General features: G+C 67.2%; 13 protein-coding genes. 6 read left to right on the top strand and 7 right to left on the bottom strand.

All coding sequences use genetic code 11. From position 1 onward, the window contains the following. Window positions 1–150: 150 nt before the first annotated feature. Window positions 151–1,164, top strand: a complete 1,014-nt coding sequence (trpS, locus tag B7G54_RS36460; RefSeq protein WP_085043516.1) for a tryptophan--tRNA ligase — start codon at window positions 151–153, stop codon at window positions 1,162–1,164. Window positions 1,165–1,298: 134 nt separating this feature from the next. On the opposite strand, the gene B7G54_RS36455 is transcribed toward trpS, so the two are convergent. The 6 genes from B7G54_RS36455 to B7G54_RS36430 form a co-directional block, all read right to left on the bottom strand. Further along, window positions 1,299–1,709 (bottom strand): VOC family protein, encoded by a 411-nt coding sequence (locus tag B7G54_RS36455; RefSeq protein WP_085043515.1) that lies wholly within the window; start codon window positions 1,707–1,709, stop codon window positions 1,299–1,301. A gap of 182 nt (window positions 1,710–1,891) precedes the next feature. Then, the gene (locus B7G54_RS36450) at window positions 1,892–2,278 is read right to left on the bottom strand and encodes a VOC family protein (RefSeq protein WP_085043514.1); all 387 of its coding nucleotides are present in this window, start codon (window positions 2,276–2,278) and stop codon (window positions 1,892–1,894) included. Between the two features lie 37 nt (window positions 2,279–2,315). Next, window positions 2,316–2,909 (bottom strand): SMI1/KNR4 family protein, encoded by a 594-nt coding sequence (locus tag B7G54_RS36445; protein WP_085043513.1) that lies wholly within the window; start codon window positions 2,907–2,909, stop codon window positions 2,316–2,318. Between the two features lie 79 nt (window positions 2,910–2,988). Then, window positions 2,989–3,909: a bestrophin family protein gene (locus tag B7G54_RS36440; RefSeq protein WP_085043512.1), complete on the bottom strand. Its 921-nt coding sequence runs from the start codon at window positions 3,907–3,909 to the stop codon at window positions 2,989–2,991. Window positions 3,910–4,081: 172 nt separating this feature from the next. Further along, a complete protein-coding gene (gene cydB, locus B7G54_RS36435) occupies window positions 4,082–5,089 on the bottom strand; it encodes a cytochrome d ubiquinol oxidase subunit II (RefSeq protein ID WP_085043511.1) in 1,008 nt (335 codons plus the stop codon). Between the two features lie 3 nt (window positions 5,090–5,092). After that, window positions 5,093–6,493: a cytochrome ubiquinol oxidase subunit I gene (locus B7G54_RS36430; RefSeq protein WP_085043510.1), complete on the bottom strand. Its 1,401-nt coding sequence runs from the start codon at window positions 6,491–6,493 to the stop codon at window positions 5,093–5,095. 426 nt (window positions 6,494–6,919) lie between these two features. Here B7G54_RS36430 and fdhD point away from each other — a divergent pair, with 426 nt between their 5' ends. From fdhD to moaD, 5 genes are all read left to right on the top strand, one after another. After that, a complete protein-coding gene (fdhD, locus tag B7G54_RS36420) occupies window positions 6,920–7,798 on the top strand; it encodes a formate dehydrogenase accessory sulfurtransferase FdhD (RefSeq protein ID WP_085043509.1) in 879 nt (292 codons plus the stop codon). Further along, the gene (locus B7G54_RS36415; protein ID WP_085043508.1) at window positions 7,798–9,012 is read left to right on the top strand and encodes a molybdopterin molybdotransferase MoeA; all 1,215 of its coding nucleotides are present in this window, start codon (window positions 7,798–7,800) and stop codon (window positions 9,010–9,012) included. The genes fdhD and B7G54_RS36415 overlap by 1 nt, the downstream gene beginning before the upstream one ends. 208 nt (window positions 9,013–9,220) lie before the next feature. Then, window positions 9,221–10,345, top strand: a complete 1,125-nt coding sequence (gene moaA, locus B7G54_RS36405; protein WP_085043506.1) for a GTP 3',8-cyclase MoaA — start codon at window positions 9,221–9,223, stop codon at window positions 10,343–10,345. A 46-nt stretch (window positions 10,346–10,391) separates the two neighbouring features. Then, window positions 10,392–10,961 (top strand): molybdenum cofactor biosynthesis protein MoaE, encoded by a 570-nt coding sequence (locus tag B7G54_RS36400; RefSeq protein ID WP_085043505.1) that lies wholly within the window; start codon window positions 10,392–10,394, stop codon window positions 10,959–10,961. A 56-nt stretch (window positions 10,962–11,017) separates the two neighbouring features. Continuing rightward, window positions 11,018–11,275 (top strand): molybdopterin converting factor subunit 1, encoded by a 258-nt coding sequence (moaD, locus tag B7G54_RS36395; RefSeq protein ID WP_085043504.1) that lies wholly within the window; start codon window positions 11,018–11,020, stop codon window positions 11,273–11,275. A 189-nt stretch (window positions 11,276–11,464) separates the two neighbouring features. Here moaD and B7G54_RS36390 read toward each other — a convergent pair. Next, the coding region (locus tag B7G54_RS36390) for an aminotransferase-like domain-containing protein (protein WP_085043503.1) at window positions 11,465–12,718 on the bottom strand (1,254 nt) is incomplete at its 5' end.

Here is a 12,718-nt window from a genome sequence, read left to right as displayed (position 1 = left end):
GCCGAACGTGCATTGCTGGTGGCGCGCCTGACCCAGGCGGCCCGTTTCCTTTTGCATGTCCCAAACGTGATGCCGCCAGCCATGGCGGCATTTGCGTTTCTGCGCACACCTCATGGCTGGCAGCTTCGATAACCCGGAGCAACGACCAACATGGCCCACCCGACCCGACCGACCATCCTCACCGGCGACCGCACGACCGGCCCGCTGCATCTCGGCCACTACATCGGCTCGCTGCGCGCGCGCGTGCAAATGCAGCACGAAGCGAAGCAATTCCTGCTGCTCGCCGACACGCAGGCGCTGACCGACAACATGGGCCGCCGCCAGCGCGTCACCGAGAACGTGATCGAGGTCGCGCTCGACTATCTCGCCGTCGGCATCGATCCGGCGATCTCGACGATCGTCGTGCAGTCGCAGGTGCCCGAGCTCGCCGAGCTGTCGCAATACCTGCTGAACCTCGTCACGGTCGCGCGCCTCGAACGCAATCCGACCATCAAGGAAGAGATCCGCCTGCGCGGTTTCGAGCGCGACATCCCGGCCGGCTTCCTGACCTACCCGGTGAGCCAGGCGGCCGACATCACCGCGTTCAAGGCGACGCACGTGCCGGTCGGCGACGACCAGTTGCCGATGATCGAGCAGACCAACGAACTCGTGCGCCGCTTCAACGCGACCGTCGAGCAGCCCGTGCTGGTCGAATGCGAGGCCGTGCTGTCGGCGGTCACGCGGCTGCCGGGGATCGACGGCAAGGCGAAGATGAGCAAGTCGCTCGGCAACGCGATCACGCTCGGCTCGACGCCGGACGAGATCACGCAGGCGGTGAAGGACATGTATACGGATCCGAACCACCTGCGCGTGAGCGATCCCGGCCAGGTCGAAGGCAACGTCGTGTTCACGTTCCTCGATGCGTTCGAGCCCGACGTGCAGAAGGTCGACGAGCTGAAAGCGCACTACCGCCGCGGCGGGCTCGGCGACAGCGTCGTCAAGCGCGTGCTGAACGAGCGGCTGCAGGCGCTGATCGAGCCGATCCGCGCGCGCCGCCGCGAATTCGAGGCCGACAAGGCCGAAGTGATGGCGATCCTGAAGCGCGGCACGCTGCATGCGCGGGACGTGGCGGGGGCGACGCTCGCAGAGGTGAAGGGCGCGATGGGGTTGAACTACTTCGAATGAGCGGCGCAGGCGGAGCGCGTGCGAACGCGCTCCGCGCGCCGGCCGGTATCGTACCGGCGCACGGCGTCACTGCGTCGCATGCGGCAAACGGTGGGGTTAGTGCACAAGCACGCGTCGATGCAACCGCAACTTCATCACGATGCGTGCGCCGGCACGGACGCGTGGCACACTGCCTCGACCCGATTGCCGGCCGGGTCGACGAGAAACGCCCCGTAGTAGTCGCCGTGGTAATGCGGCCTCAAGCCGGGTTCACCGTCGGACTGCCCGCCCGTCGACAGGCCGGCCTCGAAAAATGCATCCACCTGCTCGCGGCTCGCCGCCTTGAAGCACCAGTGCCGCTTGCTCACGCCGACTTCAGCGGGATCCAGATAGACCGCCAGAAACGTCGACGCGGTGTCGTTCGCGTTGCAACGTTCGCCATAGCCGAGCGCGTTCGACCGGTCATAGACCTTGGCTGCGCCCAGCGCGGCCATGACGGCATCGTAAAACGGACGCGCCCGGTCGATATCCGGCACGCTGATTGACACGTGATCAAGCAGTTGCATCGCATCTACTCCGTTGTAGGGCACACGAGTCTATATGAGCACGGCAATTTGCATCGAAATCACCCTGCCGCTCGTGGGCGATACGGGTGGCGCATCCGGCGCCGCACGCAGCAGCGCAGCTGGATGCACCCTGCGCCGCCGGTCGCGGTGCGCTGAGCGAGCGCCCCGCGCGGCGCGTGACGTCACTTCATCTGCATGAGTTGAATGAGGTTCCCGCACGTATCGTCGACGACTGCGACGCGCACCGGCCCCGCGTCCATCGGCTCCAGCGTGAAGTGGACATCGAGATCCTTGAGCCGCGCGAACTCCGCATCGAGATCGTCGACCTGAAACGATGCCGCCGGAATGCCGTCCTCGTACAGCGCCTGCTTGTAAGGCCCGACCGCGCGATGGTTGCTCGGCTCGAGCAGCAGCTCGGTGCCGTCCGGATCGTCCTTCGACACCACGGTCAGCCAGCGGAATCCGCCCACCGGCACGTTGTTCTTCAGCTTGAACCCGAGCTTGTCGGTATAGAACGTCAACGCGTTGTCCTGGTCGTCGACAAAGATACTCGTCACGTAGATTCGCATTCCAATCTCTCCTGAAGCGGCCGCCAGCGCGCCGCCGCTATGCTTCGTCGAAATCGATGACAAACGCATAATCGTCGTCCATCAGCTTGCGCAGGTAGCCGTCGAAGTCGTCGGCGATCACCGCGTAGCTGTCGGGATCGTGCAGGAACCGCACCACCTGCCCGGCCTTGCCGCCCGGCGCCGGCTCGAAATCGATGTAGAGCTGCGACGTGCCGCCGTTGTTCATGCAATGCGAGAAGCACAGCCGCCGGCTCATCGGCAGCGCGATGTCGATGCGCGGATCGACGAGTTCGCCGTCGTCGTTCGCGTCGTCGCCGTAGATCTCCGCGATGCTGTCGCGGTACTTCGCCCCTTCCTCGAGCATCTGCTCGGCTGACAGCAGGTAATACGGGTATTCGTAGACGTCGGAGCCCAGCACCAGCACGTTGACGGTCGTGCCGCCATAGTCGCGCCAGTAGGTGCCGTCGAGCTTGCCGAGCAGTTCGAGCAGGCTGGCCGGGCACTGCGGATACGCGGTGCGCAGCGCGTCGAGCTGCGCGGGCGTCGCGCCCGCCGCCGCGGCAAGCGCCGCGTTGTCGGTGTCGGGCAGCGCGGCGCGCAAGCCGGCGAGATAGGTGTCGACGAGGGTCATCGCGTCAGGTCCGAAGAACAGGCAAGCGCCATTCTAGCGCCCGACGCGACTCGCGACTTCCGCGCTTTCGCGCCCCTGCCTACGTGATCTGGTACGTCGACGCGGGCACGAATTCCTCCGGCATCGGGCGGTCGCCCAGTTCCAGCACGGACCGCTCGATCGTGCGCGTGATCGCATCGAGCGCGAGCGCGTTCGGCGCGAGGCCGAACGGTTCGGCCACTTCGCTCGCGATCGCTTCGAGCGCGATCAGCGTGTACGAGATGAACACGCAGATCAGCGGCGTGAAGAACTCCGTCGAATCGACGAGGCCGAACGGCAGCAGCACGCAATAGGCGTACACGGTGCGATGCAGCAGCACGCTGTACGAGAACGGGATCGGTGTCGACAGGATGCGCTCGCAACCGCCGATCGACTTGCCGAGTTCATCGAGTTGCGTCTCGAACATCCAGCAGGTCGCGTCGCTGCCGGGCACGCGTCCCAGCGCACGGACGATGCCGCCGCGCAGTTCGTCGAGGATCGCGACCGGCTTGTAGCATTTGCCGCCGAGCGCGGCCGTGCGCTCCGCCCCGAGAATGCGCTGCAGGTCCGCGGTCGGATCGGTATGGCGCAGCTCGTGTTTCAGCGCATACGCGAGCGCGATCAGCAGATCGGCGAGCCGGTTGCGCTCGGCGTCGCTCACGCCGTCGGGCAGGTAGCGATGCAGTTGCGACGTCACGGCGCGCGCCGCGATCAGCAGGTTGCCCCACAGATGCCGAGCCTCCTTGAAGCGCTCGAAGCTCGCGTTGTTGCGAAACCCGAGGAAGATCGCCAGCGCGAGCCCGAACAGCGTGAACGGCGCAGTGTTGAGCGGAATCTTCTCGCCGAAGATGCGCCCGTTCGTGAAGACCGCCAGCGTGCTGACGATCGCCATGAACACGAGCTGCGGAATGATCGATTGCAGCACGGAGCCGTTCCAGACGAACAGCATCCTGAGCCAGTTTTGTTGTGGTCGGACGATCATGGTGTTTTCTCGACTGCCAGGGAAATGCACGAAACGGCACGCCGGCGCCCGATGCGCAACGGCCCGCGCGTGGCGGGCCGCTGTCGGGTGACTGCCGGGCCGGGCGCCGCGTTGCGCGTGACGATACGCCCGCGCCCACTGCCCCCGTTGCACCCGTCACATCGGGCGGCGTTCAGTGATAGCCGATGTCGCCCTCGCGTACCTTGCCGCGGAACACGCGGTACTGCATCGCGTTGTACACGAGGATGATCGGCAGCACGATCACGGTGCCGACGAGCGCGAACTTCTGGCTCGACGGGCTCGACGACGCGTCCCAGATCGTCAGCGACGGCGGTACGATGTTCGGCCAGATGCTGATCACGAGCCCCGTGTAGCCGAGGAACACGAGCGCGAGCGTGAGCAGGAACGGCGTGGCCTCGTGCTCGCGCTTCACCGTGTGGAAGATGCCCCACACGCACGCGACGACGAGGACCGGCACCGGCAGGAACCAGCCGAGGTTGCCGCTGCCGAACCAGCGGTGCGCGACGGCCGGCAGCCCGATCACGGTCCACAGGCTCACCACGCCCATCACGGCGAGCAGCACGCCCGCGAGCGGCTTCATCAGGAGCCGCATCTTGCGCTGCAGTTCGCCGTCGACCTTCAGGATCAGCCAGCCGCAGCCGAGCGTCGCATACGTGACGAGCACGCCGATCCCGCACAGCAGGCTGAACGGCGACAGCCAGTCGAACGGCCCGCCCGCGAACTGGTTGTGCTCGATCTTGATGCCTTGCAGCAGCGAACCGAGCACGATCCCCTGGCAGAGCGCGGCGAGTGCCGAGCCGCCGATGAACGCGAGATCCCACATGTGTTGCGTGCGGGTGGCTTTCGCGCGCAGCTCGAACGCCGCGCCGCGGAAGATCAGCCCGACCAGCATCAGCACCAGCGGCAGGTAGTTCGCCGGCAGCAGCGTCGAATACACGACCGGGAACGCGCCGTAGAGCCCCGCGCCGCCGAGCACCAGGAAGGTCTCGTTGCCGTCCCACACCGGCGCGACGGTGTCCAGCATCACCTGGCGCTCGGCCTTCGCATCGAAGAACGGAAACAGCAGGCCGATGCCGAGATCGAAGCCGTCCAGCATCACGTAGATGAATACGCCGAGGCCGATGATCGCGGCCCACACGACAGGAAGATCGATTTGCATGGCTTACTCCGCTTCGGTGACGTTCAGCGGCGTGGACAGCGCGCTCTTGCGCAGCCCCGGATGCCGGTGCAGCTCGATGTACCCGGCCTGGGCAGCCGGCCCGCGCTTCATCAGTTTCATCATGTAGTAGATACCCGTTCCGAACACCAGGAAATACACGACCACGAAGATCAGCAGCGACACGCCGACCTGCTGCGCGCTGAGCGGCGCAACCGAATCGATGGTGCGCAGCACGCCGTACACGGTCCATGGCTGCCGCCCGACCTCGGTCGTGATCCAGCCGGCCAGCAGCGCGACGATGCCCGACGGCCCCATCGCCACCACGAACCACTGGAACCAGCGCGTTTCATACAGGCGCCCGCCCTTTCTCAGCAGCAGCCCGAGCAGCGCGGTGAGCAGCATCAGCATCCCGAGGCCCGCCATGATCCGGAACGTCCAGAAGATGATCGGTGAATACGGACGGTCCTGCGGCGGGAATTCCTTCAGCCCGCGAATCTCGCCGTCCCAGCTGTGCGTGAGGATCAGGCTGCCGAGGTGCGGCACCTGGATCGCATAGCGCGTGGTTTCCGCCTGCATGTCGGGCAAGCCGACGAGGTTCAGCGCGGTGCCGCCCTTCTCGGTTTCCCACAGCCCCTCGATCGCCGCGATCTTCGCCGGCTGGTATTCGCGGGTGTTCAGCCCGTGCGCGTCGCCGACGACGATCTGGATCGGCGCGAGCACCAGCAGCATCCACAGCGCCATCGAGAAGCTGCGCTTCACCGGCTCGTCGCGGCGCCCCTTCAGCAGGTGCCACGCGCCGCACGCGGCGACGATGAAGCCCGCGACGATGAACGCCGCGATCGTCATGTGCACGAGACGGTACGGGAACGACGGGTTGAAGACGATCTTGAACCAGTCGACCGGCACGACGAGGCCGTTCTCGATCTTGTAGCCCTGCGGCGTCTGCATGAAGCTGTTCGACGCGAGGATCCAGAACGTCGAGATCAGCGTGCCGACCGCGACCATCAGCGTCGCGAAGAAGTGTGCGCGCGGGCTCACGCGCTGCCAGCCGAACAGCATCACGCCGAGGAAGCCGGCTTCGAGGAAGAACGCCGTCAGCACTTCATACGTGAGCAGCGGCCCCGTGATGTTGCCCGCGACGCGCGAAAAGCCGGCCCAGTTCGTGCCGAACTCGTACGCCATCACGACGCCGGAGACCACGCCCATCCCGAAGCCGATCGCGAAGATCTTCGACCAGAACTGGAACATGGATTTGTAGGCGGCGTCGCCGGTGACGAGGTAGCGCCATTCCAGCACCGCCAGGAAGCTCGCCATGCCGATGCTGATCGCGGGAAACACGATGTGGAACGACACCGTGAACGCGAATTGCAATCGGGCGAGATGGAACGCATCGAAGATTTCCATGACCGTAATTTGCTCGTGGTTGTGAGGACGTACGCCCGAAGCAGGAAATCGCGCGACGGCTTGGCGACAACACATGCGAACACAAGCAGTCAATCGCATGGCATCGAAGCGTGAATGACGATATCGCGTTTGCAACGATACTCGCAATCGTTCGAACGTGCGTTGAAACTGTGCTGCTTCCGCTGCCGAAGATGTGTGTACGGAAACCCCATTTCGTGCCTTCGGGGTGGTCAGCTGTACTGCTTTCTGCATTGCAGCGCTGTGTATCCGGTGCGCCTGTCATCCCCCTTAACATCCCATGAAACGCCTGCCCGAGGCCACGGCGCGCCCCCTCGGCCGCGCCCGCCCGGCAGCATCGATTCCCCTGGTCCGGCGTACCCGCCCGACCCGGCCGGCCCGCCGGCCGATCCGCCTGGAGAACACCGCATGGAGTCCTGCATCCGCCGCGACGACCCGACCGGCAGCACCGCGTGCCATGTGACACGCCACCGCGCCGGCGACGCGCGCGACACCGTCGACCGCGTCGTCGACGAAACGCCGGTTGCACTCGTGTTCAACGGTATTGCGCACACGGTCATGATGGCCACCCCGATCGACCTCGACGTGTTCGCCCTCGGCTTCGCGCTCAGCGAAGGCATCGTCGAGCGCGCGTCGGACGTCTTCGATATCGAAAGCGAATACCGGCCCGGCAGCGCCGAAGTGCGGCTTACCGTGTCGCAGCAGGCGTTCATGGCGCTGAAGGCACACCGGCGCGCGCTGGCCGGCCGCACGGGCTGCGGCGTATGCGGGATCGAAAGCATCGCGCAGCTCGACCTGCACCCGCCGCGCATCGCCGCCGCCGGCACGGCCGCCGGTATCGGCGCCGACGCGATCGCACGCGCCGCGCACGCATTGCCGGCCCACCAGACGCTGATGCGCGAGACGGGCGGCATCCATGCGGCCGCGTGGTGCGGCCGCGACGGCGCCGTGCTCGACGTGTTCGAGGACGTCGGCCGCCACAACGCACTCGACAAGCTGATCGGCCGGCTCGCGCGGCGCCGCGCGAACCTGCACGAAGGCTTCGTGTTCCTGTCGAGCCGCGCAAGCTACGAACTGGTGCGCAAGGCCGCGCGGGTCGGCATCCCGATGATCGCGACGATCTCGGCGCCGACGTCGCTCGCCATCGACGTTGCCCGCGAAGCCGGCGTGCGGCTGCTCGGCTTCTGCCGCAACGACGGCTTCGTCGAGTACGTGTCGCCCGACGCCGCTCACCCCGATCAACCCGCTCAACCGGCGCTTGCGCCAGCCCATCCGGCTCTCCCCTGATGAAACCCCTGACCGATTTCGATACCGCGCAGCAGCATTTCGCCAGCGCGTTCGCGCCGCTTGAGGCCGCCACCTCCATCCCGGTCGCGGAAGCCGCCGGCCACGTGCTGGCCACACCGCTCACCGCCGTGCTCGACCAGCCGCCGGCCGACCAGAGCGCGATGGACGGCTACGCCGTGCGTCACGCCGATCTCGCACTGGGCGAGCCGCTGCACGTCGCGCAGCGCTGCTATGCGGGCGACACGCCGGCACCGCTGGCCCCGCGCACGGCCGCGCGCATCTTCACCGGCAGCGTGATTCCGCCCGGCGCGGACACCATCGTGATGCAGGAGCACGCGCACGAGCAGGACGGCCGGGCCGCGTTCGACACGCCGCAGCGCAGCGGTTCACACATCCGCCGCCGCGGCGAGGAAGTGCGCGCCGGCGACCTGCTCGTGCCGGCCGGCGTGCGCATGGGCGCGATGCATGTCGGCGTGGCCGCCGCACAAGGGTTCGCGCGTGTCGACGTGCGTCCGGCGCTGCGCGTCGGCATCCTGACGACCGGCGACGAGCTCGTCGCGTGCGGCCAGCCGCGTGCACCGCAACAGATTTACAACAGCAATGCGCCGATGCTCGCCGCGCTGGTCACGGGAACCGGCGCCGAAGTCGCGATGAGCCCGCATGCGGCCGACACCTCGCCCGCCGTCGATCGGGCGCTGCGCGATCTGCATGCGGGCTGCGACCTGGTGATCTGCGTCGGCGGCGCGTCGGTCGGCGACAAGGATCTGCTGCGCCCCGCGCTGGACGCGCTCGGCGCATCGTTCATCGTCGCCGGCGTGCGCATGAAGCCCGGCAAGCCGGTTGCATTCGCACGGCTCGACACGCGGCCGGTGGTGCTGCTGCCCGGCAATCCAGGCGCGGCGATGACGGCGTTCGCGCTGTTCGTCGCGCCGCTGATCCGCCGCCTGCAGGGGCGCGACGCCCGCCTGCCGATCGTGCCGTCGCTGCCGATCGACGTCGACTTCGAACCGGATGCGCAGCGCGAGCGCTTCGTGCGCGTGCACTGCACCGTCGGCCTCGACGGCGCGCCCGTACTCGATACGCTGCGCCAGCAAGGCGCCGGTACGCTGCAATCGCTCGTGCTGGCGAGCGGGCTTGCCCGGCTGCCGGCCGGGCGGCGCATCGCACGCGGCGACGCGGTACCGTATTACGAATTCGCGCACTGGCTCGCATGAGCGCAACGCCGAATACCCGCCCGATCCGCGCCATTCTCCGAGCAGGCCACGCAGGCCTTACGGCGAACTGTATTCCTGCAATTCGGGCGCGATTGTGTCCCTGCCGGAAAAACCCGGCGGACTATCCTCACGAAGAGGCTCGTCATGCCCCGTGCGCCGCCACATCCGCACGTGCACGGCCGACCGGCGACGCCCCACCGCTTACTTCTTGCAGGCAGACGAACCGATCGTGAATGCCATCGTTTCCGCCGCGCCGGCCGCTGCCGCACCTTCCGGCGGCACATCGCCCGGCGCTTTCCCCCGCACGTCCGACACGCTCGGCCGCCCGCTGCGCGACCTGCGCCTGTCCGTGATCGATCAATGCAATTTCCGCTGCGGCTACTGCATGCCGCGCGAAAGCTTCGGCGCCGACTATGCATTCATGCCGTCGTCCGAGCGGTTGTCGTTCTCGCAGCTGGAAAAGATCGCCCGCGCGTTCACGTCGCTCGGCGTCGAAAAGATCCGCATCACGGGCGGCGAGCCGCTGCTGCGCCGCAACCTCGAAGCGCTGATCGAACGCCTCGCCGCGCTGACGACCGTCGACGGCAAGCCCGTCGAAATCGCGCTGACGACCAACGGCTCGCTGCTGGCCGCGAAGGCGCGCACGCTGCGCGACGCGGGCCTGTCGCGCGTGACCGTCAGCCTCGATGCGCTCGACGACGTGGTGTTCCGCCGGATGAGCGACACCGACATGCCCGTGTCGCGCGTGCTGGCCGGCATCGAGGCCGCGCAGGCGGCCGGGCTCGCGCCGGTCAAGGTCAACGCGGTGATCGAGCGCGGCGCGAACGACGACCAGATCCTGCCGCTCGTGCGCCACTTCCGGCATACCGGCGTGGCCGTGCGCTTCATCGAATACATGGACGTCGGCGGCGCGAGCTTCTGGTCCGGCGACAAGGTCGTGCCGGCCGCGCGGATGCGCGAACTGATCGACGAACACTATCCGCTCGTGCTCGTCGGCGAACCGGCGCACGACGCGACCGCGATCCGTTGCGCGCACATCGACGGCGCGGGCGAGGTCGGCTTCATCGCGAGCGTGTCCCATCCGTTTTGCGGCACCTGCTCGCGCGCTCGCGTGTCGGCCGACGGACAGCTTTATACGTGCCTGTTCGCGACGCAAGGCACCGACCTGCGGCCGTGGCTCGACGACGCAGCGTCGACCGACGACCTCGCCGCCGCCGTGCGCGCGCGCTGGACGCACCGCGACGACCGCTATTCCGAGCGCCGGGCCGCACGGCCGGCCCGCGCACCGGGCAAGACCTATCCGACCGTGCGCATGTCGCTGGTCGGCGGCTGAGAGGCCGCCGCGCGACCCAGGACGCACCGCCTACAGGAGAACCGTCATGACGACCTTCACCGAATCCCGTGCCGGGCTGCCGGACGATCCGTTGCACGCCGGCAGCGCCGCTCCCGACAACGCGACCGAGCCGCACACTGAAACGCCGCCATCGATTGCCGCCGGCTTCGAAGTGCGCGTGCAGTACGCGCCGATCGACGCAGGCGCCGAGCTCGCGCCGATCGCGCGCAATCCGAATGTCGGCGCGGTCGTGAACTTTCTCGGTGTCGTGCGCAACGAAGGCGACGTCGACGATGTCGTCGCGCTTGAGGTCGAGCACTATCCGACGATGACCGAACAGGCCCTGTGGAGCATCATCGAGGAAGCCAGCGCGCGCTGGCAGCTCGAAGCGATCAAGATCGTGCATCGCGTCGGGCGCATTCCGCTCGGCCAGGCGGTCGTGCTGGTCGTGGTGGCCGCCGCGCATCGCGGGTCCGCGTTCGATGCGTGCGAATTCCTGATGGACTTCCTGAAGACCCACGCCCCGTTCTGGAAGAAGGAGATCCGCCACGACGGCGTATCCGGCTGGGTCGAGGCGAAGGCGCACGACGACCAGGCAATGCGGCGCTGGGGCTGAGCGTGTGCGCTGCGCGTGTTCCGATTCCGCCGGGTGATTCCTCTTAAGACATCGCGATGAAACTGACAATCAAATACTTTGCAAGCATCCGCGAGCAACTCGATCTCGACGCGGAAATCGTCGAGATCGATGCCCGCGAACTCACCGTCGACGCGCTGCGCCGCACGCTGGCCGCACGCGACCCGCGCAGTGCCGAAGCGCTGCGGATGGACCGGCCCGTGCGCGCGGCCGTCAATCTCGAGATGGTGACGGGGGAATTCGTCGTGCGGGAGGACAGCGAGGTGGCGTTTTTCCCGCCGGTGACGGGCGGTTAACCTCGGTCAGGCCAGTCATGGCGGCGCTCGATTGCGAGCGCCCGACCCGCGACGACGAGCGGCGATGGTGATGTCGATGGACTCCGCGAGGGACGTCTTCGGCGCGTCAACCGCCGCATGCCGCCGAAACGACAAAGCCGGCACGAGGCCGGCTTCGTCGTCGATACGCAAGACACCTCTCGCGCCCGCTCACCGCATGCACGCCGCGGCCAGCTTCCCGACCGCGATCACGGCCTGCTCGATCTCCGGCGACCACGGGCTGCTGTAGTTCAGCCGGATGAAGTTCCGGTAGCTGTCCGTGATCGAGAACATGTAGCCGGGCCCGATCGTGATCCCCTGCTCCAGCGCGAGCTGGTACAGCCGCATCGCATCGACCTGCGCAGGCAGCTCGACCCACAGCACGTACCCGCCCGCCGGGCTCGAGATGCGCGTGCCTTCCGGAAAGAACCGCGACACCATCGCGCGCATCAGGTTCGCCTGCTGCGCATACGCCTTGCGCAAGCGCCGCAGGTGATGCTCGTAACCATCGCGTTCGAGAAACTCCGCGATCGCGAGCTGCGGCAACGACGGCGTCGCGAGCGTGTTCAGGAATTTCAGCTTCTCGACCTGGTCGCGATAGCGGCCCGGCAGCGCCCAGCCGATCCGGTACGCAGCCGTCAGGCTCTTCGAGAACGACGAGCAATGCAGCACGATCCCGCTGCGGTCGTACGACTTCAACGAACTCGGATGCGCATCGCCGAAATACAGTTCGTTATACACGCCGTTCTCGATCAGCGGCATCCCGGCCTTCGTGGCGAACTCGACCAGTTCGCGCTTGCGCTCGTCGGGCATCTGGAAGCCGAGCGGGTTCTGGAAGTTCGGCATCACCATGCACGCGGCGATCGGCTGCGACTTCGCAATCGCGGCCAGCGCCGCGATGTCGATCCCGTATTCCGGATGCGTCGCAACCTCGATCGCCTTCATCCCCATCCGCTCGATCGCGTGCAGCATCGCGTAGAACGTCGGCGATTCCACCGCGATCGTGTCGCCGGGCTTCGCAACGGCCTGCAGGCACAGGTTGATCGCCTCCGTCGCGCCGACCGTCACGATGATCTCGTTCGGATCCACCGACATCCCGTTTTCCAGGTAGCGCCGTGCGATCTGCCGGATCAGCCGCGGATGCCCGGGCGGCAGCCCGTCCGTCACGCCCCACAGCGACTTGTCGCGGCCCGCCGCGTACGCGTAGCGGTTCAGCTTCTCGAACGGAAACAGGCTCGGGTCCGGATACGGCGAGCCCAGCGGCACCGCGTCGTCCGTGCCGATCGAGCGCAGCGTCGACAGCACGAGCCGGCTCACGTCGACCGACGACGAGATCGCGATCGGCTTCGACGGTCGCAGCTCGCGCACCGGCGCATGGCCGTCGTCGCGCCGCAGGTTCACGAAATAGCCCGACTGCGGCCGGCT

Origin of the sequence: Burkholderia puraquae, assembly GCF_002099195.1 — a bacterium.
GTDB classification, from domain to species: Bacteria; Pseudomonadota; Gammaproteobacteria; order Burkholderiales; family Burkholderiaceae; genus Burkholderia; species Burkholderia puraquae.
The sequence above is the reverse complement of the archived record's forward strand: the minus strand, read 5'-3'. Positions and strand labels throughout refer to the sequence as shown.